General features: G+C 71.6%; 16 protein-coding genes, 1 rRNA gene and 1 pseudogene. 12 read left to right on the top strand and 6 right to left on the bottom strand.

Features of this window, described 5'->3' with window-relative positions; translation table 11 throughout:
- Positions 1-102 precede the first annotated feature (102 nt).
- Positions 103-1,506, bottom strand: coding sequence for a DNA repair protein RadA (gene radA / locus OG392_RS16410; RefSeq protein WP_329280018.1), 1,404 nt, complete (start codon positions 1,504-1,506; stop codon positions 103-105).
- Positions 1,507-1,666: 160 nt separating this feature from the next.
- On the opposite strand from radA, the gene OG392_RS16405 reads away from it, so the two are divergent.
- Positions 1,667-3,460: a BACON domain-containing protein gene (locus OG392_RS16405; RefSeq protein WP_329280016.1), complete on the top strand. Its 1,794-nt coding sequence runs from the start codon at positions 1,667-1,669 to the stop codon at positions 3,458-3,460.
- Between the two features lie 121 nt (positions 3,461-3,581).
- Here the strand turns inward: OG392_RS16405 and OG392_RS16400 are convergent.
- Positions 3,582-4,539, bottom strand: a pseudogene (locus OG392_RS16400) (IS481 family transposase).
- Between the two features lie 103 nt (positions 4,540-4,642).
- Positions 4,643-5,470 (bottom strand): hypothetical protein, encoded by an 828-nt coding sequence (locus tag OG392_RS16395; RefSeq protein WP_329280014.1) that lies wholly within the window; start codon positions 5,468-5,470, stop codon positions 4,643-4,645.
- A 41-nt stretch (positions 5,471-5,511) separates the two neighbouring features.
- On the opposite strand from OG392_RS16395, the gene OG392_RS16390 reads away from it, so the two are divergent.
- From OG392_RS16390 to ilvD, 4 genes are all read left to right on the top strand, one after another.
- A complete protein-coding gene (locus tag OG392_RS16390; RefSeq protein WP_329280012.1) occupies positions 5,512-6,444 on the top strand; it encodes a Ppx/GppA phosphatase family protein in 933 nt (310 codons plus the stop codon).
- Positions 6,445-6,751: 307 nt separating this feature from the next.
- Positions 6,752-7,588 carry a sugar phosphate isomerase/epimerase family protein gene (locus OG392_RS16385; RefSeq protein WP_329280010.1) on the top strand — a complete coding sequence of 279 codons (837 nt, stop codon included), beginning with the start codon at positions 6,752-6,754 and terminating at the stop codon, positions 7,586-7,588.
- Positions 7,585-8,196 (top strand): TetR/AcrR family transcriptional regulator, encoded by a 612-nt coding sequence (locus tag OG392_RS16380; RefSeq protein WP_329280008.1) that lies wholly within the window; start codon positions 7,585-7,587, stop codon positions 8,194-8,196. The genes OG392_RS16385 and OG392_RS16380 overlap by 4 nt, the downstream gene beginning before the upstream one ends.
- Positions 8,197-8,323: 127 nt before the next feature.
- Positions 8,324-10,177 (top strand): dihydroxy-acid dehydratase, encoded by a 1,854-nt coding sequence (gene ilvD, locus OG392_RS16375; protein WP_329280006.1) that lies wholly within the window; start codon positions 8,324-8,326, stop codon positions 10,175-10,177.
- Between the two features lie 96 nt (positions 10,178-10,273).
- On the opposite strand, the gene OG392_RS16370 is transcribed toward ilvD, so the two are convergent.
- Positions 10,274-12,460 (bottom strand): protein kinase domain-containing protein, encoded by a 2,187-nt coding sequence (locus tag OG392_RS16370; RefSeq protein WP_329280004.1) that lies wholly within the window; start codon positions 12,458-12,460, stop codon positions 10,274-10,276.
- A 157-nt stretch (positions 12,461-12,617) separates the two neighbouring features.
- Here OG392_RS16370 and OG392_RS16365 point away from each other — a divergent pair, with 157 nt between their 5' ends.
- From OG392_RS16365 to proC, 5 genes are all read left to right on the top strand, one after another.
- Positions 12,618-12,908, top strand: coding sequence for an SH3 domain-containing protein (locus OG392_RS16365; protein WP_329280002.1), 291 nt, complete (start codon positions 12,618-12,620; stop codon positions 12,906-12,908).
- Between the two features lie 35 nt (positions 12,909-12,943).
- Positions 12,944-13,483, top strand: coding sequence for a hypothetical protein (locus OG392_RS16360; RefSeq protein ID WP_443054789.1), 540 nt, complete (start codon positions 12,944-12,946; stop codon positions 13,481-13,483).
- Between the two features lie 158 nt (positions 13,484-13,641).
- Positions 13,642-14,505, top strand: a complete 864-nt coding sequence (locus OG392_RS16355; protein WP_329280001.1) for an ABC transporter ATP-binding protein — start codon at positions 13,642-13,644, stop codon at positions 14,503-14,505.
- The gene (locus OG392_RS16350) at positions 14,502-15,239 is read left to right on the top strand and encodes an ABC transporter permease (protein ID WP_329279998.1); all 738 of its coding nucleotides are present in this window, start codon (positions 14,502-14,504) and stop codon (positions 15,237-15,239) included. The genes OG392_RS16355 and OG392_RS16350 overlap by 4 nt, the downstream gene beginning before the upstream one ends.
- A gap of 85 nt (positions 15,240-15,324) precedes the next feature.
- Positions 15,325-16,134: a pyrroline-5-carboxylate reductase gene (proC, locus tag OG392_RS16345; protein ID WP_329279996.1), complete on the top strand. Its 810-nt coding sequence runs from the start codon at positions 15,325-15,327 to the stop codon at positions 16,132-16,134.
- 10 nt (positions 16,135-16,144) lie between these two features.
- Here the strand turns inward: proC and OG392_RS16340 are convergent, their stop codons facing one another.
- Positions 16,145-16,741: a cysteine hydrolase family protein gene (locus OG392_RS16340; RefSeq protein ID WP_329279994.1), complete on the bottom strand. Its 597-nt coding sequence runs from the start codon at positions 16,739-16,741 to the stop codon at positions 16,145-16,147.
- 75 nt (positions 16,742-16,816) lie between these two features.
- Here OG392_RS16340 and OG392_RS16335 point away from each other — a divergent pair, with 75 nt between their 5' ends.
- Positions 16,817-17,833 carry a GlxA family transcriptional regulator gene (locus tag OG392_RS16335; protein WP_329279992.1) on the top strand — a complete coding sequence of 339 codons (1,017 nt, stop codon included), beginning with the start codon at positions 16,817-16,819 and terminating at the stop codon, positions 17,831-17,833.
- On the opposite strand, the gene trpS is transcribed toward OG392_RS16335, so the two are convergent.
- Positions 17,800-18,798 carry a tryptophan--tRNA ligase gene (trpS, locus tag OG392_RS16330; protein ID WP_329279990.1) on the bottom strand — a complete coding sequence of 333 codons (999 nt, stop codon included), beginning with the start codon at positions 18,796-18,798 and terminating at the stop codon, positions 17,800-17,802. The two genes, OG392_RS16335 and trpS, sit on opposite strands and share 34 nt — an antisense overlap.
- A 763-nt stretch (positions 18,799-19,561) precedes the next feature.
- Between trpS and OG392_RS16325 the strand changes: the two genes are divergently transcribed.
- Positions 19,562-21,087: ribosomal RNA gene (locus tag OG392_RS16325) — 16S ribosomal RNA — on the top strand.
- Positions 21,088-21,271 lie beyond the last annotated feature (184 nt).

Here is a 21,271-nt window from a genome sequence, read left to right as displayed (position 1 = left end):
CGGTGTGAACTTTAGGCGTCGAGCACCTCGGCCCCGTCCGGACCCCTCCCGCCGACGCCTCCCGGGACCGCGGGCCCGGCGCGGGGAACGCGGGACCCTCCGCTACTTCTCCGCCCCCTCCGGCGCCTTCGCGCGCCGGCTGCGCGGCAGCACCCGCAGCGCGTCGCCCATGTCCGCGACCTCCGTCACCTTCATGCCCGGCGGCACCTTGCCCGGGTCCGTGGGGACCAGCGCGTGCGTGAAGCCCAGCCGGTGCGCCTCGGCGAGCCGGCGCTGGACGCCGGTCACCCGCCGGACCTCACCGGCGAGGCCGACCTCGCCGATCGCCACCAGGTTCTTCGGCAGCGGGGTGTCGCTCGCCGCTGAGGCGAGCGCGAGCGCGATCGCCAGGTCGGCGGCCGGCTCGGTCAGCTTCACACCGCCCACGGTCGCGCTGTAGATGTCCCGCTTGCCCAGCGCGCTGATCCGGCCGCGCTGCTCCAGGACCGCCAGCATCATCGAGACCCGGGAGGTCTCCAGACCGGAGACGGTCCGGCGCGGGGACGGGATCTGGCTGTCCACGGTCAGCGACTGGACCTCGGCGACGAGCGGACGCCGCCCCTCCAGGGTGACGGTCAGACAGGTGCCCGGCACGGCCACGTCACGCCGGGTCAGAAAGAGGCCGGAGGGGTCGGCCAGGCCCGTGATGCCCTCGTCGTGGAGCTCGAAGCAGCCGACCTCGTCGGTCGCCCCGTACCGGTTCTTCACACCCCGGACCAGCCGCAGGCGCGCGTGCCGGTCGCCCTCGAAGCTCAGCACGACGTCGACCAGGTGCTCCAGGAGCCGGGGGCCGGCGATCGCCCCGTCCTTGGTGACATGGCCGACGAGGAGCGTGGACATGCCGCGGTCCTTGGAGGCCCGGATGAGCGCGCCGGCGACCTCGCGGACCTGCGCCATGCCGCCGGGCGCGCCGTCGATCTCGGGGGAGGCCACGGTCTGCACCGAGTCCATGATCAGCAGCGAGGGCTTCACGGCGTCGAGGTGCCCGAGGACGGCCGACAGGTCGGTCTCGGCGGCGAGGTACAGATGGTCGCTGAGGGCGTTGATCCGGTCGGCGCGCAGCCGGACCTGGCTCGCGGACTCCTCGCCGGTGACGTAGAGCGTGCGGTGCTCGTCGCTGGCCGCCTTGGCCGCCACGTCGAGCAGGAGGGTGGACTTGCCCACGCCCGGCTCGCCCGCGAGCAGCACGACGGCGCCGGGCACGAGACCGCCGCCGAGGACGCGGTCCAGCTCGTCGACGCCGGTCGAGCGGGCGGTCGCCTGCCGGCCGTCGATCTGCCCGATGGGGAGCGCGGCGGTGGAGACCCGGCCGGCCGCGGTCGTCCGGACGGCGGGCGCGCCGTACTCCTCGACCGTCCCCCAGGCCTGGCACTCGGGGCAGCGGCCGAGCCACTTGGCCGTCTGCCAGCCGCACTCGGTGCAGCGGTAGGACGGCCGGTCCTTGGTCGATTTCGTACGGGCAGCCATGTCGCCACCGTAGCGGCCCCCACCGACAGCGGACGCCGCGTCTCCCCAGGGCCCCGGAATGTTTGATTCCTGTCCCCTTTCGAGCGATACCTTCACCCGTAAGAATGAGAAGAACGCGACCGGTACGAAAAGCGCCCCCCGTGCTGCCTACGGTCGACCGGTGACGAGCAGCAGGCTGGACTCCCCCGCACGCACCACCGGCGCACACCGGGCGCACCGCGCCACGGACCAGGGACCGCGCACGCTCGGCCGGAGGCCCCCCGCCCGTTACGAGGCCGCCCTCGACGGACTCTTCACGTACTGCCTCTCCGTGCTCTGCGACCACGACACGGCCACCGCCGTCCTCGGTGACGTCCTCGCCGTCGCCGAGCGCCACCACGGCCGCTGCCCCTCGGACGAGGACGGCCGTACGGCCTGGCTGTACGCCCTCGCCCGCTGGGCGTGCCTGCGGAGCCTCGGCGAGCAGCGACGACGCCGCCAGGGCGCCCACACGGGACGCCCCGCCGTCACCGCCCCCGAGCCGCCCCGGGTGCCCGAGGAGACCGCCGAGCGGCGCCGCGCCGAACTCGCCCGGCTCGCCTGGCCCGAGGCCGCCGGCACCACGCCCGAGCAGCGCGAGGCCCTGGAACTGGCCGTACGGCACGGTCTCAGCCACCGTCAGGTCGCCGCCGTGCTCTCGCTCGATCCGCCCGCCGCCCGCGAGCTCCTCGCCACCGCCGGCTGCGAGGTCGAGCGCACCCGCGCCGCCCTCGCCGTCGTCGAGACCGGCAGCTGCCCCACCGTGGCCCGGCTCACCGGCGACCAGCAGGTGCTGCTCTCGGCCGCCCTGCGCGCGGAACTCGTCCGGCACGTCGACGACTGCCCCCGCTGCCGGAAGGCCGCCGAGCGCGTCGGCGCCGCGGGCCCCTGGCCCGGCGCCGGATCACTGCCGCAGGCCCGGCTGCCGCTCGTCGAGGCCCCCCGGGCCGCCGCGTACATGGCGATGCTGCACGTCCCCCGCGCGCGTGCCGGCGCCCCGCGCTTCTCGCCGACCGGCTTCCCGATGGACCCGAAGGACCATGTGGCCCGTCGCGACCGGCTGCGGGCCCGCGCGGTGACCACCACCGTCGTCGCGGCCGTGGTCGCCGCGCCCGTCCTCGCCCTGTGGACCTCCTACCGGGGAACCCCGGTCGCCGACACGAGCGCCCGCGACGGATCCCGGATCAGCGCGCGCGAGGCGGACGAACCGGACGGCCCCGACGCCCGCCCGTACGACCGCTACGAGAACGCGGGCAACGCCCGCACCACCCCCGAGCCCCGCTTCACCCGGGGCAGCCGTGCTCCCGACGTCTCCGTGGAGGTGCTCAGCCCCGGCGGTCCCCCCGCCCCCACGGGCCCCAGCGCCCCGGGCGAGCCCGCCGCCGGCTGGATCACCGTCTCCGCGCGCGGGCACGGCGATCTGACGCTGCTCACGCTCACCGCCTCCGGCGGCTCTGCCGTCGACTGGTCGCTGTGGACGGACGCGCCCTGGCTGTACGTGAGCCGGGCCTCCGGCACCCTCCGCCCGGGCGAGACGATCACCATCACCGTCCGCGTCGACCACGACCGTGAACCGCGGGGCGCGTGGAGCGCCCGGATCGGGGTGAACCCCTCCGGTGCGGTGGTCAGGATCGGCGGACGCGGCCAGAGCGCGCCGCCGCCGGTCGTCGACCCGGTGACACCCCCGCCGACGACGACCGAGCCCACCACGCCCCCGACGAGCCCGCCCACGACGGAGCCGACCACGCCGCCGCCGACGACGGAGGAACCGCCGACGACCGAGCCGACCGATCCGCCGACGAATCCGCCGACCACGGAGCCGACCACGCCGCCGCCGACGACGGAGGAACCCCCGCCGACCACGACGGACCCGGGCCCGGCGGAGCCGACGACCCCGCCGCCGACGACGGAGGAACCCCCGCCGTCGTCGTCCTGAGTCCCGGCCCCGCGTCGGCAGCGAACCGATCCGGGCGCCGGACGGGCAGCCCGTCCGGCGCCCGGCGTCTCGGGTCGGCGCCCGGCCCGGCGTCGGCGTCTCGGGTCGGCCGGGTGCGGCGCTAGCTGTATTGACCCGCAGCGTTGTTGACACGGCTGATCGGCGGGTGTCCGCCCAGTGCGGTGTGGCAGCGGTGGTGGTTGTAGGTGTGGAGGAAGTCCTGCCAGGGCCTCGGTCCGCTCGGCGTTTGAGGTGTAGGGCCGCAGGTAGGCCCATTCGTCGAGCAGGGTGCGGTTGAAGCGTTCGACCTTGCCGTTGGTCTGTGGCCGGTAGGCACGGGTCAGCTTGCCGGTCGCACCGAGCTCGGCCAGGACTGCCTTCCATGCCAGGCCCTTGCGGTAGGCCCAGGCGTTGTCCGTCAGCACCCGCTCGATGCGGTCGATGCCATGGGAGTGGAAGAACGCGGCCGCGCGGGTCAGGAAGGCCGCGCAGGTTGCGGCTTTCTCGTCGGGGTGGATCTCGCTGTAGGCGAGTCGGGAGTGGTCGTCGACGGCGGAGTGGACGTAGTCGAAGCCCATGGCGGAACGGGTGGCCCGGCCGGCCTGGCGGCCCAGAACCTTGTGACCGCCGCCGGTGGGGATCCGGCCGAGCTTCTTCACGTCGACGTGGATGAGTTCGCCCGGACGTTCGCGTTCGTAGCGGCGGATGATGGTGCCGGTCGGGCGGTCGAGCCAGGCCAGCCGGTTGAGCCGGTGGCGGGTCAGGATCCGGTGGACGGTGGAGGCGGGCAGGCCCACGATCGGGCCGATCCTGGCGGGGCCGAGTTTGCGGCTGCGCCGCAGGTCGCAGACGCGGTCCTCCACCGCGGCCGGGGTTCGGTGCGGCGTCGTGCGAGGCCGGCTCGCCCGGTCGTGCAGACCGGCGTCGCTCTCGGCCCGCCACCGGCGGATCCACTTGTGGGCCGTGGCCCGGGAGATGCCCATCTCGGCGGCCACATGAGCGACCGGACGGCCTGAGCAGACACGTTCGACCAGCAGTCTCCTACCGAAGACGGTCAGCCGGGCATTACGGTGGGCCACGAAGACCTCCGTGCGGTGAGTTCCTAGACAGCTCCCACCACACCGGAGGTCTTCGCCATGTTCAAGACCACACCAGTGTCAACAACGCTCGTGATCAATACAGCTAGCGCTTCGGGTCGGCCGGGTGCGGGGCCACCAGCGGCAGCTGCGAGGAGAGCCGTGCCTCGCACAGCCCGGCCAGGACCTCGTACGCCTCCTCGCCCATCATCTCGGTGAGCTCGGGCCGGTACGTGACGTAGACCGGCTCCCCGGCCCCGTGGGCCGATGTCGCCGAGGTGCACCACCAGTGCAGGTCGTGCCCGCCCGGACCCCAGCCGCGCCGGTCGTACTCACCGATCGACACCTGGAGGACCTTCGTGTCGTCGGGCCGCTCGATCCAGTCGTACGTCCGCCGCACCGGCAGCTGCCAGCAGACGTCCGGCTTCGTCTCCAGCGGCTCCCTGCCCTCCTTCAGGGCCAGGATGTGCAGCGAGCAGCCCGCGCCGCCCGCGAACCCCGGACGGTTCTGGAAGATGCAGGAGCCCTCCCAGCGGCGGGTCTGCCGGTCGCCGTCCTCGTCGAGCTGGGTCCACCCCGAGTCCGTACCGACGTCGTGGAACTGCCACAGCTCCGGCGTGAGGCGTGCCACGTGCGTCGCGACCCGCTTCTCGTCGTCCTCGTCGGAGAAGTGCGCGCCCAGCGTGCAGCAGCCGTCGTCGGCCCGGCCCGCCTGGATCCCCTGGCAGCCGCTGCCGAAGACGCACGACCAGCGCGAGGTCAGCCAGGTCAGGTCGCAGCGGAAGATCTGCTCCTCGTCGGCCGGGTCGGGGAACTCGACCCACGCGCGCGCGAAGTCCAGGCCCTTCTCGTCCGGCTCCACGCTCTTGCCCTGCTTCTTGGCGCTTTTGACCGCACTGTCTTTGCCCGGTTTCGCCTTTTTCGTCTTTGGCACAAGTCCAAGCGTATGCGGGTCGGCGCAGTAGCGTTCCGCCCATGAGACTCGGAGTCCTCGACGTCGGTTCGAACACGGTGCACTTCCTGGTGGTGGACGCCCACCCCGGCGCCCGGCCGCTGCCCGCCCATTCCCACAAGGCGGAGCTCCGGCTCGCCGAGCTGCTCGACGAGAAGGGCGCGATCGCGCCCTTCGGCATCGAGCGGCTCATCGCGACCGTCCGGGACGCGCTGCTGGCCGCCGAGGACAAGGGCTGCGAGGAGGTGCTCCCGTTCGCGACCTCCGCGGTCCGCGAGGCGACCAACGCGGACGCCGTCCTCGCGCGCGTGAAGGACGAGACGGGCGTCGACCTCCAGGTCCTCACCGGTGGGGAGGAGGCCCGGCTGACCTTCCTCGCGGCCCGGCGCTGGTTCGGCTGGTCCGCGGGCAAGCTGCTCCTCCTCGACATCGGGGGCGGCTCCCTCGAAGTCGCGTACGGCATCGACGAGGACCCCGACACGGCCGTCTCCCTGCCGCTCGGCGCGGGGCGGCTGACCGCCGGCTGGCTGCCCGGCGATCCGGCCGACGCCGCCGACGTGAAGGCGCTCCGCCGCCATGTGCGCGCGCAGATCGCCCGTACGGTCGGCGAGTTCAGCCGCTCCGGCCGGCCCGACCACGTCGTGGCCACCTCCAAGACCTTCAAGCAGCTGGCGAGGATCGCCGGCGCGCCCGGCTCGGGGGAGGGCCTCTACGTCGAGCGGATCCTCACCCGCGCGTCCCTGGAGGAGTGGGTCCCGCGCCTCGCCGGCATGACCGTTCCCGAGCGCGCCGCGCTGCCGGGCGTCTCGGAGGGCCGCGCCGGACAGCTCCTCGCGGGCGCGATGGTCGCGGAGGGCGCGATGGACCTCCTCGGCGTGGAGGAGCTGGAGATCTGCCCCTGGGCGCTGCGCGAGGGAGTCATCCTGCGCCGCCTGGACCACCTGCCGGTGGAGTAGGACGGACGGGGGCGGCCCCGGCCGAGTCCGTACGACCCACCGCACTGCCCTCCCGCACCTGAGGAACCGGTCCACGCGCGCGTCGGAGGCAACGACCGCCCCCGCCCACACGCGCGAGGCCCCCTCCATGAGCGGGCCCCCACGCGCGAGGCTGCCCGGCCCACGCGCGCCCCGACCGTCTGCCGGACCCCCGCGCACGGCGGATCGCGCGAGACCGCTCCGCGCGCGGGTTCCCGCTCCGGCGCGTCCGCCCCGGCGTGACCGGAACCACCCCCCGGCCCCCCGACGGGCCCCGTACCCTGTCCCCGTGGCAGAACCAGTGGTGCGCATCCCGGATGCGAAGGTCGCCCTGTCGACGGCCTCGGTCTATCCGGAGTCGACGGCGACGGCCTTCGAGATCGCCGCGCGCCTCGGCTACGACGGTGTCGAGGTCATGGTGTGGACCGACCCGGTCAGCCAGGACATCGAGGCACTGCGCCGGCTCTCCGACTACCACCAGGTGCCGATCCTGGCCGTGCACGCCCCCTGCCTCCTCATCACCCAGCGCGTCTGGTCCACCGACCCGTGGGTCAAGCTCCAGCGCGCCCAGGCCGCGGCCGAGCGGCTCGGCGCCTCGACGGTCGTCGTCCACCCGCCGTTCCGCTGGCAGCGCCAGTACGCCAAGGACTTCGTCACCGGCATCTGGCGGATGGCGGACGAGACCGACGTCCGGTTCGCCGTCGAGAACATGTACCCGTGGCGGTACAAGGACCGCGAGATGCTCGCGTACGCCCCCGAGTGGGACGTCACCAAGGACGACTACCGGCACTTCACCGTCGACCTCTCCCACACGGCGACCGCCCGTACCGACGCCCTCGCGATGATCGACCGCATGGGCGACCGGCTCGGCCACGTCCACCTCGCCGACGGCAAGGGCTCCGCCAAGGACGAGCACCTGGTCCCGGGGCGCGGCACGCAGCCCTGCGCCGAGCTCCTGGAGCGCCTCGCCCGCACCGGATTCGACGGCCACGTCGTCATCGAGGTCAACACCCGCCGCGCGATGTCAGCCGCCGAACGTGAGGCCGACCTCGCCGAGGCCCTGGCCTTCACCCGGCTCCACCTCGCCTCCGCGGCCACCCGCACGTCCCGGGTGCCCCGCCCGTGACCGAACCGGCCCCCCGCAGGCGCGGCCGCCCGTCCCGTACCGAGGAGGAGAGCGGACCGGGCGCGCGGGAGCGGATCCTGGAGGCGGCCCGCGCCCAGTTCGCGGAGCGCGGCTACGACAAGACCTCGGTGCGCGGCATCGCCAAGGCGGCCGGTGTCGACGCGGCCCTCGTCCACCACTACTTCGGGACCAAGGACGAGGTCTTCGCGGCGGCGGTCGAGGTCTCCTTCGAGCCCGCGGCGGTCGTCCCGGCGATCGTCGCCGGCCCGCGCGAAACCATCGGCGAACGGCTCGCCCGCTTCTTCATCGGCGTCTGGGAGAATCCGGTCAGCCGCGCCCCGCTCCTCGCGATCGTCCGCTCCGCGCTCACCCACGAGGCGGCCGCCAAGGTGCTCAGGACCTTCGTACTGCGGCGGCTCCTGGAGCGGATCGCGGCCGAGCTCGACGTACCGGACCCCCAGTTCCGCGCGGAGCTGGCCGCCTCCCACATGATCGGGATCGCGATCCTGCGGTACGTGATCCAGGTCGAGCCGATGGCCTCGGCGGACCCGGAGGAGATCGTGGCCATGGTGGCCCCGACCCTCCAGCGCTACCTGACCGAGGCCTGAGCCCCCGCCGGGCGGCCGGTTGACCGAAAGCTGAACAGCCCGTCCGCCATGCGGACGCGCTGTCCAGATCTTGGTCCGTCGGCGTACGCTCGAAAGCAAGCACCCCCATCACGAGGAGCGAGCGACGATGCCCGAGCTGAGGTCCCGCACAGTCACCCACGGCCGCAACATGGCGGGCGCACGCGCCCTTATGCGCGCCTCTGGTGTACCCGGCGCGGACATCGGCAGGAAGCCGATCATCGCGGTCGCCAACTCCTTCACGGAGTTCGTCCCGGGCCACACCCATCTGCAGCCCGTCGGCCGGATCGTCTCCGAGGCCATCACGGCCGCCGGAGCCATCCCGCGCGAGTTCAACACGATCGCCGTCGACGACGGCATCGCCATGGGCCACGGCGGCATGCTGTACTCGCTGCCCTCCCGCGACCTGATCGCGGACAGCGTGGAGTACATGGTCGAGGCGCACTGCGCCGACGCCCTGATCTGCATCTCCAACTGCGACAAGATCACCCCCGGCATGCTGATGGCCGCCCTGCGCCTCAACATCCCGACGGTCTTCGTCTCCGGCGGTCCGATGGAGGCCGGCCGCGCGACGCTCGTCGACGGCACCGTCCGCACCCTCGACCTGGTCGACGCGATGTCGGACGCCGTGAACCCCAAGATCTCGGACGAGGACATTCTCCGGATCGAGGAGAACGCCTGCCCCACCTGCGGGTCCTGTTCCGGCATGTTCACCGCCAACTCGATGAACTGCCTGACCGAGGCGATCGGCCTCTCCCTCCCGGGCAACGGCTCGCTGCTCGCCACCCACACCGGCCGCAGGGCGCTGTACGAGAACGCGGCCCGCACGGTCGTCGACATCACCCGCCGGTACTACGACGAGGACGACGCCTCCGTCCTCCCGCGCTCGATCGCGACCCGCGGGGCCTTCGAGAACGCCATGGCCCTCGACATCGCCATGGGCGGCTCGACCAACACGATCCTGCACCTGCTGGCCGCCGCACAGGAGGCCGAGCTCGACTACGGTCTGCCGGACATGGACGAGGTCTCGCGCCGGGTGCCCTGCCTGGCCAAGGTCGCCCCGAACGTCGCCAAGGACCGCACGTACTACATGGAGGACGTGCACCGGGCGGGCGGCATCCCCGCCCTCCTCGGCGAGCTCTACCGCGCCGGCCTCCTCGACGAGGACGTCCACTCCGTCCACTCCCGCTCCATCAAGGAGTGGCTGGACGCCTGGGACGTCCGCGGCGGCTCCCCGACCGACGAGGCCGTCGAGCTGTTCCACGCGGCCCCCGGCTGCGTGCGCTCGGCGACCGCCTTCTCCCAGTCCGAGCGCTGGGAGGCGCTGGACGTGGACGCGGCGGGCGGCTGCATCCGCGACGCCGCCCACGCGTACTCCAAGGACGGCGGCCTCGCCGTGCTGCACGGCAACCTCGCCGCCGACGGCTGTGTCGTGAAGACGGCGGGCGTCGACGAGTCGATCTGGACCTTCGAGGGCCCGGCCGTGGTCTGCGAGTCGCAGGACGAGGCAGTCGAGAAGATCCTCAACAAGCAGGTCAAGGACGGCGACGTGGTCGTCATCCGCTACGAGGGCCCGCGCGGCGGCCCCGGCATGCAGGAGATGCTCTACCCGACCTCCTTCCTCAAGGGCCGGGGCCTGGGCAAGACCTGCGCGCTGGTCACCGACGGACGCTTCTCGGGCGGCACGTCGGGCCTGTCCATCGGCCACGCGTCGCCCGAGGCGGCCTCGGGCGGCACGATCGCCCTCGTCGAGGACGGCGACCGGATCCGTATCGACATCCCGAACCGCTCCATCGAGCTCCTCGTCGACGAGGCCACCCTGGCCGCCCGCCGCGAGGCGCTGAACGGCGTGTACGAGCCGAGGAACCGCCAGCGCAAGGTGTCGGCGGCCCTCCGCGCGTACGCGGCGATGGCGACGAGCGCCGACAAGGGCGCGGTCCGGGACGTGTCGAAGCTGGGCTGAGCCCGGAGCGCGGGACCTGAGTCCGGCGCGCGGGATGTGAGCGGAGGGGGAGCGGGCGGAGACGCCCGCTCCCCCTCCGCTCGTCTCAGGCGCGGTTCACCACGAGGCGGGGTCGCGCGCGTCCACCGCGAACACCGATCCGTCCGGGGCCGTGCCGAAGACCCGGTCTCCGGCGACCACCGGCGGCGGCACCAGGGGCGCGTACTCGAGCCGGCCGTTCAGCAGCCGCGGCCGGGTCTGGCCGATCAGCGCCCCGCGTACGGTGTCGACGGCGAGCAGCCGCCCGTCCTGGACGGAGAAGTAGAGCCGGTCGCCGGGGCCCATGACCGGCGTGGACACGTTCCCCGCGCCCGTCTCCAGCTCCCACAGCACCCGCCCCTTCGGCGCCGCGGTGTCGAAGGCGGTGAGGTGCCCGTCGGCGTCGAGGATGTGGACGACCGTGCCGCGCACGGCGACGCCCCGGATGTCGATCCGGTGGGGCAGGGGCAGCTCGCGCACGGAGCCGCTGCCGGGGTCGAGCACGACCAGGTGGTCGAAGAGCGAGGCCTGGTAGCGGGAGGCGAGGAGCAGCGCGCCGTCTCCGGTGCGGCCCAGCGGGTCGAGGTCGCCGGGCAGGTTCCGCTGCCAGGTCTGCTCGCCGGTCCGTGGCTGGATCTCGGCCACGCGTGTGTGCGTCCCGTCGGCCGAGGTCTCGGAGACGGTGAGGAGACCCGACGGGGCGTCGTACGGCCCCGGGCGCGGGACCGTGAAGCCGGTCAGGCCGTGCCGCCAGAGTTCCCTGCCGTCGCGGACGCCGACGGCCCGTACCCCGCCCCTTCCGTCGGTCAGGACGACGGCGGAGCCGGCCGGTACGTACAGCTCGGGGGGCTTCGCAGGTCCCGCGGTCCAGCCGGGGGCGCCGTCGGCGGCGGCGTACGCCCCCAGCGGGTCCGCCGGGGCGGCCGCGCCGACCAGGTCGTCCGCGAGGAGGAAGGGCGCGACCGGGGACTCCGCCTCGACGGGCCCGGTGCGCGACCAGACGGCCTTCCCGGTGACGGGGTCGAGCCGGGCGAGGCCGACGCCGCGGGCCGCGCAGTACAGCGCGCCGCCGCCGTGGGCGCACGCGGGCGCGGCGGTGGGGCCGTGCATCTGGAGGGTGGTGTGCCAGCCGGTGAAGGCGGTGGCCACCTCGTCGGGGCGGGCGGGAGGCTCGGTTCCGCCGCGGCCCGGCGGACTCGTCGCCGCGTACACACCGGCCCCGGTGAGCGCGAGCGCGGCGACGACGGCGAGCGTGAGGCGCGGCCTGAGGCGCACCCGGCCGAGGCGCGGGCCGCGGCGGGGCGGGGCCGGCGCGGTGACCCGTACGGGGGTGTCCGCGTCCCACGCGGGCGTGGGGCCGGGCTCCCCATAGGCCTGTTCCCCGCCGTACGGCAGCGAGGGCCGGCGCCGCTGCGCCGGTATGAAGGCCTCCGCCGCGTACGAGGGGGGCAGCAGCGCCGACATGATCTGGGCCGGGGTCGGGCGCTCGGCGGGCTCCTTGGCGAGGCAGCGCGCGACGAGCGGCGCCAGCTCCGCCGGGACACCCGTCAGATCGGGCTCGTCGTGGACGACCTGGTACGCCACGATGTACGGGCTGTCGGAGTCGAACGGACCGTGCCCGGTGGCCGCGTGGACGAGGACCGAGCCGAGCGCGAAGACGTCCGCGGCGGGACCGACCTCGCGCGGCCGCTGGAACTGCTCGGGCGCCATGAACGGCGGCGAGCCGATGAGTTTGCCCGTCTCGGTGCGCAGATCGCTGTCGACGGGCCGCGAGATGCCGAAGTCGATGACCTTCGGGCCGGTGTCGGTGAGCAGGACGTTGCTGGGCTTGAGGTCGCGGTGGACGACACCGGCGCGGTGGATGTCGCGCAGCGCCTCGGCGAGCCCGGCGGTGAGCCGGCGCAGTTCGGCCGGGGACAGCGGGCCGTTCCGCTTCACCTGGTCGGCGAGGGTGGGACCGGGGACGTAGAGGGTGGCCATCCAGGGCCGTACGGCGTCGGGGTCGGCGTCGACGACCGGCGCGGTGAAGGCGCCGCTGACCCGGCGGGCGGCCGCGACCTCCTGGCGGAAACGTGCCCTGAACTCGGGGTCCTCCGCGTACCGTGCGTGCACGACCTTGACCGCGAGCCGCAGCCCGGAGGCGGAGGACGCGAGGTGCACGACGCCCATGCCGCCCGCGCCCAGACATGCCTGGAGGCGGTAGTCGCCCGCGTACTCGGGCTGCTCCGCATTCCGGTCGGCACCGGTATCGCGCAACGGCGGCATCGCCCACCCCCGTGTGGTTCCCCGTCACTCGCGCGCACCCGCGCGAACCCGACGGAGCCTAGTCCATGGCCCCCACGAAGTCGGTGGGGCTTGCTAGCCTGCGCGTCGCGGAGAGTGAAACTCGGCGGAGCGCTTTTGCGCCAAGGGGGAGAACACCATGGACACGGACGAGAACAAGACGACGACGATGGCGGCCACGGCCGCCCTCTACACGGTCGCGCCCGGCTACCGGGTCAATGTGCGCTCGGGCCCGAGCACCCAGTACCCGATCGTCCGGGCGCTGCCGCTCGGCGCCACGGTGTCGATCTCCTGCCAGAAGTACGGCGAGTGGATCAGCGGCCCGTACGGCACCACGAAGATCTGGGACAGCATCGCGCCGGGCGAGTACATCTCCGACGCCTACGTCCGCACGGGCAGCGACGGCTTCGTCGCACCGCGCTGCGGCTGAGGCCCTCCTCCGTCGCCCCGGGGATAATCGACATCGTGAGCGACGACGAGCAGACCCCCAGCACCACCGGCGGCACGGCCGGAGGCCCGACCGGCGGGACTCCTGCCGGACCTCAGCCCGAAGAGATCCGTTTCTTCGGCACGACCTGGGTCGACCGCAGCGGCAACTACACGCTGCGCCGGGCCGGCCTGGCCGTCGGCTCGCTGGCCGCCGCCGTCGCGGCCTGCTTCGTGCTGCGCTTCGCGTACCAGGGCCTGGAGATCGCGGCCGTCGGCGGCATCGTCAACATGCTGGTCGTCCTCATGTTCGCGGTCTGCAGCGCCATCGCCTTCCGCAAGACCTGGGAGGGCTTCGTACGCAGGCCCGCGGACCCGGCCCGCGAGGAGTCCCTGCGCAGCCTGAAGGCGATCGGCTTCATCGGCTCGCTCCTCGCCTACTGCGCCCGCTGCTTCGTCGAGGCCCCGGGCGAGAAGCTCCGCCGTGCCGAGTACGAGACGGCCCGCGCCCAGTACGAGAAGCGCCGCGGCACCCGTACGGGCAACCCGGCCGCCCGCAGGAAGCCCAAGCGCACGTAGGCGGCGACGCACGGGGGCATGCCCCGTCGGCCCCGACAGCCCCCGCGAGATCCGTTCTCGCGGGGGCTTCGTCGTTCCCGCCCGGGCCCAGCACGACCGAACGCCGGCGCCCTTCCGGGTGCTTGACGGCCGGAACCGCCGGGAGCACTATTCATCACATGATGAATTACTCGGCGGGTGAGGCCGCCGACCAGGCCACAGCCAGGCCCGACACCGACAGCACCACCCCCGGGTCACCCCTGGCCCACCCGGCCGACGCGCCCGCCGCGGCGATCGCCGCCCACGGACTCACCACCGTCCGGGGCGAACGCACCGTCCTGCGCGGCCTCGACTTCACCGTCCAGGCCGGCCGCATCACCGGCCTCCTCGGCCCCTCGGGCTGCGGAAAGACCACCCTGATGCGCGCGATCGTCGGCACCCAGGCCAAGGTCGACGGCACCCTCCGCGTCCTCGGCCACCCCGCCGGAGACCCCGCCCTCCGCTCCCGCATCGGCTACGTCACCCAGGCCCCCTCCGTCTACGACGACCTCACCGTCCGCCAGAACCTCGACTACTTCGCCGCCGTCCTGTTCCCCGGCCGCGCCCACCGCAAGGACCGCCGCGCCACCGTCGACCGCGCCATCGACGACGTCGACCTCGCCCCGCACGCCGACTCCCTCGCCGGCCGCCTCTCCGGCGGTCAGCGCAGCCGCGTCTCCCTCGCCGTCGCCCTCCTCGGCACCCCGGAACTCCTCGTCCTCGACGAACCCACCGTCGGCCTCGACCCCGTCCTCCGCCGCGACCTGTGGACCCTCTTCCACCAGATCGCCGCCGACCGGGGCACGACCCTCCTCGTCTCCTCCCACGTCATGGACGAGGCCGAGCGCTGCCACCGGCTCCTTCTCATGCGCGAGGGCGAGATCCTCGCCGACGACACCCCCGAAGCCCTCCGCCGACGCAACGACACCGCCACCGTCGAAGAGGCCTTCCTCCGCCTCGTCGACGCCGCCGCCCGAGCCACCCACGAGGAGCCCCGGTCATGAGCCCCGCCCGCACCCTCGCCACCGCCGCCCGCGTCCTGCGTCAGCTGTGCCACGACCCGCGCTCGATCGCCCTGATGCTCCTCGTGCCCTGCGTGATGCTCTTCCTGCTGCGATTCGTCTTCGACGGCAGCCCGGGCACCTTCGACAACATCGGCGCCTCACTGCTCGGCATCTTCCCGCTCATCACGATGTTCCTGGTGACCTCCATCGCGACCCTCCGCGAACGCACCTCAGGCACCCTCGAACGCCTCCTCGCCATGCCCCTCGGCAAGGCCGACCTCATCGCCGGCTACGCCCTCGCCTTCGGACTCCTCGCCGTCGTCCAGTCCGCCCTCGCCACCGGCCTCGCCGTCTGGTTCCTCGGCCTCGACGTCATCGGCTCCCCCTGCCTCCTCCTCCTGGTCGCTCTCCTCGACGCCCTCCTCGGCACCGCCCTCGGCCTCTTCGTCTCCGCCTTCGCCGCCTCCGAGTTCCAGGCCGTCCAGTTCATGCCGGCCGTGATCTTCCCCCAGCTGCTCCTCTGCGGACTCTTCACCCCACGCGACCGCATGGCCCCCGCCCTCGAAGCGATCTCCGACGTCCTGCCCATGTCCTACGCCGTCGACGGCATGAACCAGGTCCTCCGACACCCCGACGTCACGGGCGACTTCGTCCGCGACTCCCTCGTCGTCGCGGGCTGCGCGCTCCTCGTCCTCGGCCTCGGCGCGGCCACCCTCCGCCGCCGTACCGCGTGACCGCCCCTCGGACACCCGCACACCACCCGGCCCGCCGGTGCGAGGATGACGACACGTACCCCCCTCCGGCGAGGTGAACAGAGCCATGACCCAGACCGTCGCAGTCCTCGGCACCGGCAAGATCGGTGAAGCGCTCCTCAGCGGCATGATCCGTGCCGGCTGGCGCCCCGCGAACCTCCTGGTCACCGCCCGCCGCTCCGAACGCGCCGAGGAGCTCAACGCCCGCTACGGCGTCGAGACCGTCACCAACGCCGAGGCCGCCAAGCGCGCCGACACCCTCATCCTGGCCGTCAAGCCCCAGGACATGGGCCGGCTCCTCGACGAGCTCGCCCCCCACGTCGCCGCCGACCGCCTGATCATCAGCGCCGCCGCCGGCATCCCCACCTCCTTCATCGAGGACCGCCTCACCACCGGCACCCCCGTCGTCCGCGTCATGCCCAACACCCCCGTCCTGGTCGACGAAGGCATGTCCGTCATCTCGGCCGGCAGCCACGCGACCCCCGCGCACCTCGCCCACACCGAGGAGATCTTCGGCGGGGTCGGCAAGACCCTCCGCGTCCCCGAGTCCCAGCAGGACGCGGCCACCGCCCTCTCCGGCTCCGGCCCGGCGTACTTCTACTTCCTCGTCGAGGCCATGACCGACGCCGGCATCCTCCTCGGCCTGCCCCGCGCCCAGGCCCACGACCTGATCGTCCAGGCCGCCATCGGCGCCGCCGTGATGCTCCGCGACAGCGGCGAGCACCCCGTCAAGCTCCGCGAGGCCGTCACCTCCCCGGCCGGCACCACCATCAGCGCCATCCGCGAGCTGGAGAACCACGGCGTCCGCGCCGCCCTCATCGCCGCCCTCGAAGCCGCCCGCGACCGCAGCCGCGAACTCGCTTCCGGCAACAGCTGACCCCCCGGGGTCACCCGACCCCGACGGACGCCCCCCGCACGACCTCCTCCGTCGTCACGACCTTCGCGAACCGTCCCCCGTGCAGGGACACGGCCGTCGCCCGCGAGAGCTCATCCCCGCTCATCGACCAGCCGAACGGCCCCTCCAGATCGAACGTGTGCATCGCGTCCAACGGGAACACCACCTCGTACCCGAGGTTCCCGCCCATCCGCGCCGTGGTCTCGTTGCACATGTTCGTCTGGATCCCGACGATCACGATCTGCGCCACGTCGAGCCCGGTCAGCCAGCCGTCCAGCGACGGCGCCCCGTAGAAGGCGGAGTTCACGCTCTTCGTCACCAGCAGCTCAGGGCCACGGCCCTTCCCGCGCCGCTCCTCGACGAAGTCCTTGAACCCGTTCCCCTCGTACCCCACCCGCAGCGGCGAGCGCGACCCCTCCACCGAGTCGTGCCGCACGAACGCCACCGGCCGGCCCGTCTCCTGCCACAGGTCGATCAGAGCCGCGATGTTCTCCTCGGCGGCCGGGTTGTTCCGCTTCCCCCAGAACTCCTCCTCGAAGCCCTTCTGTACGTCGATGACAACCAGTGCCGCGTTCTCCGTGATCTCCATGGCCACGATCCTGCCGCCGACCGCACCCCTCTCCCAGAGGGATGAATGACAGCGATCGATGGTTTACTGCCATCCATGCCGTCCTCGCCGTCGCAGCCCCGCCCCCAGCGCATCGCCCTCCTCGCCTTCCCCGGCATCCGCGCCTTCGACATCTCCGTCATCACCGAGGTCTGGGGCAGCGACCGCACCCTCCGGGGCGTCCCCCCCTTCGAACTCCGCCGGGCGGCCACCGACCCGGACACCCCCATCCCCCTGCGCGGCGGTCTCTCCCTCACCCCCGACCGCCCGCTCAGCTGGCTCGACGACCTCACCCCCGCCGACCTGGTCCTCGTCCCCGGCATCGAGGACCCCGACGCCGACATCCCGGCCCCGGTGCTCGAAGCCCTCCGCCGCGCCCACACCGCGGGCACCCCGGTCGCCTCGCTCTGCGCCGGAGCGTTCGTGCTCGCCCGTGCCGGACTCCTCGACGGCCGCCGCGCCGTCACCCACTGGCACCTGGCCGGCACGCTCGCCGACCGCCACCCCGCGATCCAGGTCGAACCCGACGCCCTCTTCGTCGAGGACACCGGCGTCTGGACCTCGGCCGGCACCGCCGCAGGCATCGACCTCTGCCTCCACCTCGTCCGCACCGCCCACGGAGCCGAGGCCGCCGCCGCCATCGCCCGCGCGATGGTCACCGCCCCCTTCCGCACCGGCACCCAGGCCCAGTTCATCGAGCGCCCCACGCCCCGCGCCGACCGCGACGCCGACGCTCTCGCCGACACCCGCGCCCACGCCCTCGCCCACCTCGACGAGCCCCACACCGTCGCGACCCTGGCCGCCCGCGCCGGCATGTCACCCCGATCCTTCGCCCGCCACTTCCAGGCCACCACCGGAACCACCCCCCTGCACTGGCTCATCGCCCAGCGCGTCGCCGCCGCCCAGAAACTCCTCGAACTCACCGACCACCCCCTCCCCGAGGTGGCCCGCCGCGCGGGCTTCGGCAGCGAGGTCACGATGCGCCAGCACTTCGCCTCGCACCTCGCCACCAGCCCACGCGACTACCGCACCGCCTTCCGTCACCCTGCGGGCAACAGCCCGATCGCCCGATAGGCCCGGTCCACCAAGGGCCGCGCCGTCTCCCGGGCCCGCAGGGCCCCGTCCCGTAGCACCTGATCCACATGTCCGGGGTCCGCCGCGAGCTCGGCATGCCGCTCCCGCAGGGGCCTCAGCAGCTCGACGACCGCGTCCGCCGTGTCCCTCTTCAACGATCCGTACGTGTCATATACACCGGCCAGCGCCTCGGGGTTCCCACCTGTCGCGGCGGCCAGCAGATCGAGAAGGTTCGCGACGCCCGGCCGGCCCTCCCGGTCGTACTCCACGTCCCGCCCGCTGTCGGTCACGGCCCGCATGATCTTCCGCCGCACGGTCTCCGCGTCGTCGAGCAGATAGACGATCCCGGCCCCGTTCGCGTGCGACTTCCCCATCTTCGACAGGGGGTCCTGCAGGTCCATGACCCGCGCCGCCACCTCGGGCCGCGTCGCCCGCGGCACCGTGAACGTGTGCCCGTACCGCTGGTTGAACCGCACCGCCAGATCCCGCGTCAGCTCCACATGCTGCGTCTGGTCCTCACCGACCGGCACCTCATCGGCCCCATGGGCGAGGATGTCGGCCGCCATCAGCACCGGATACGTCAGCAGCGACAGCCGCACACCCTGCCCGGCCGCCTGCGCCCGGACGCTCTTCTCCTTGTACTGGATCATCCGCCGCAGCTCGCCGTCCGTGGCGGTGCACTCGAGCAGGTACGAGAGCCGTGCGTGTTCGTCCACGTGGCTCTGGACGAACAAGGTGCACCGCTTCGGATCCAGCCCCGCGGCCAGCAGGAGCGTGGCCGCCTGCCGACTGAGCCGCCGCACCCGGGCCGGATCGTGCTCCACGGTCAGCGCGTGCAGATCGACGACGCTGAACAGCGCCTCCGCCTTGTGCTGGTCGACCTCGACCCACTGCCGTACGGCCCCGAGGTAGTTGCCCAGCGTCAGATGCCCGGTCGGCTTGACCCCGCTGAAGATCCTCGTCATCGCGTTCGTTCTCCCTCTTCTCCTGAGCGCCGACCCGAAGGCCCGGCTCCCGGAGGGGGATACGCGAACGGCCGCCGAGTCGGCGGCCGCTTGCTGCATGCGCGAGTGGTGGGCCGCCGTCAGGCGGCCCACCACTGGGTGGTGAGCGCACGCGTAGTCATGGGCCGAGAGTACGCCCGAGGAGCGAGGTTGACACGGGATTGACGGATCCGTAAGGTTCTCCGAGTTGTCCGACGTGAGCACCGACCCCGGTCGGCCCCGGACAGCCATCCCGCAAGATCCACAGAAGCTGACGGTGCTTTGCCGCGCCATTCTGCTTTCCGTGCGTTTTTGCGAAATGAGGAATCCGCGTTCGAAGTCCGGACGCAGCCGCCCGATTAGCGTCGGAGGCAGGGAATCCGCTAAAGTCTCACTCGTCGGAACGGCCCAACAGCCGGAAAGACAACTCCCGCTGACTGGGAATCAGACGCCGAAAGGATCTGATAGAGTCGGAAACGCAAGAACGAAGGGAAGCCCGGAGGAAAGCCCGAGAGGGTGAGTACAAAGGAAGCGTCCGTTCCTTGAGAACTCAACAGCGTGCCAAAAATCAACGCCAGATTAGTTGATACCCCGTCCATCTTCGGATGGCGAGGTTCCTTTGAAAGTCCTGCGGGCCCTTGTGGTTCTGCAGGCAACATACACAGCGAGGACGCTGTGGACAGTCGGCCTTATTCCGGCATGACTGTCCCGCTCAACGCGAGTGTCACCCGATTACGGGTAAACATTCACGGAGAGTTTGATCCTGGCTCAGGACGAACGCTGGCGGCGTGCTTAACACATGCAAGTCGAACGATGAAGCCCTTCGGGGTGGATTAGTGGCGAACGGGTGAGTAACACGTGGGCAATCTGCCCTTCACTCTGGGACAAGCCCTGGAAACGGGGTCTAATACCGGATAACACCGGCTTCCGCATGGGAGCTGGTTGAAAGCTCCGGCGGTGAAGGATGAGCCCGCGGCCTATCAGCTTGTTGGTGGGGTAATGGCCTACCAAGGCGACGACGGGTAGCCGGCCTGAGAGGGCGACCGGCCACACTGGGACTGAGACACGGCCCAGACTCCTACGGGAGGCAGCAGTGGGGAATATTGCACAATGGGCGAAAGCCTGATGCAGCGACGCCGCGTGAGGGATGACGGCCTTCGGGTTGTAAACCTCTTTCAGCAGGGAAGAAGCGAAAGTGACGGTACCTGCAGAAGAAGCGCCGGCTAACTACGTGCCAGCAGCCGCGGTAATACGTAGGGCGCAAGCGTTGTCCGGAATTATTGGGCGTAAAGAGCTCGTAGGCGGCTTGTCACGTCGGGTGTGAAAGCCCGGGGCTTAACCCCGGGTCTGCATCCGATACGGGCAGGCTAGAGTGTGGTAGGGGAGATCGGAATTCCTGGTGTAGCGGTGAAATGCGCAGATATCAGGAGGAACACCGGTGGCGAAGGCGGATCTCTGGGCCATTACTGACGCTGAGGAGCGAAAGCGTGGGGAGCGAACAGGATTAGATACCCTGGTAGTCCACGCCGTAAACGTTGGGAACTAGGTGTTGGCGACATTCCACGTCGTCGGTGCCGCAGCTAACGCATTAAGTTCCCCGCCTGGGGAGTACGGCCGCAAGGCTAAAACTCAAAGGAATTGACGGGGGCCCGCACAAGCAGCGGAGCATGTGGCTTAATTCGACGCAACGCGAAGAACCTTACCAAGGCTTGACATATACCGGAAAGCATTAGAGATAGTGCCCCCCTTGTGGTCGGTATACAGGTGGTGCATGGCTGTCGTCAGCTCGTGTCGTGAGATGTTGGGTTAAGTCCCGCAACGAGCGCAACCCTTGTCCTGTGTTGCCAGCATGCCCTTCGGGGTGATGGGGACTCACAGGAGACCGCCGGGGTCAACTCGGAGGAAGGTGGGGACGACGTCAAGTCATCATGCCCCTTATGTCTTGGGCTGCACACGTGCTACAATGGCCGGTACAAAGAGCTGCGATGCCGCGAGGCGGAGCGAATCTCAAAAAGCCGGTCTCAGTTCGGATTGGGGTCTGCAACTCGACCCCATGAAGTCGGAGTTGCTAGTAATCGCAGATCAGCATTGCTGCGGTGAATACGTTCCCGGGCCTTGTACACACCGCCCGTCACGTCACGAAAGTCGGTAACACCCGAAGCCGGTGGCCCAACCCCTTGTGGGAGGGAGCTGTCGAAGGTGGGACTGGCGATTGGGACGAAGTCGTAACAAGGTAGCCGTACCGGAAGGTGCGGCTGGATCACCTCCTTTCTAAGGAGCACAGTACCGATTGCAGACAAATGTTCTGCACGGTCAGCTCATGGGTGGAACGTTGATTATTTGGCACGATCTCGAGGATCACTTCACAAGTACTGCTTCGGCGTGGAACGTGATGATGGACCGACGGGTCGTGCTTGGCACGTTGTTGGGTATCTGAGGGTACGGCCGTAAGGTT

The organism is Streptomyces sp. NBC_00691, from assembly GCF_036226665.1.
In the GTDB taxonomy this organism is placed as follows: Bacteria; Actinomycetota; Actinomycetes; order Streptomycetales; family Streptomycetaceae; genus Streptomyces.
Note: the sequence above shows the minus strand (reverse complement) of the source record. Positions and strands in the feature narration are given on the sequence as shown.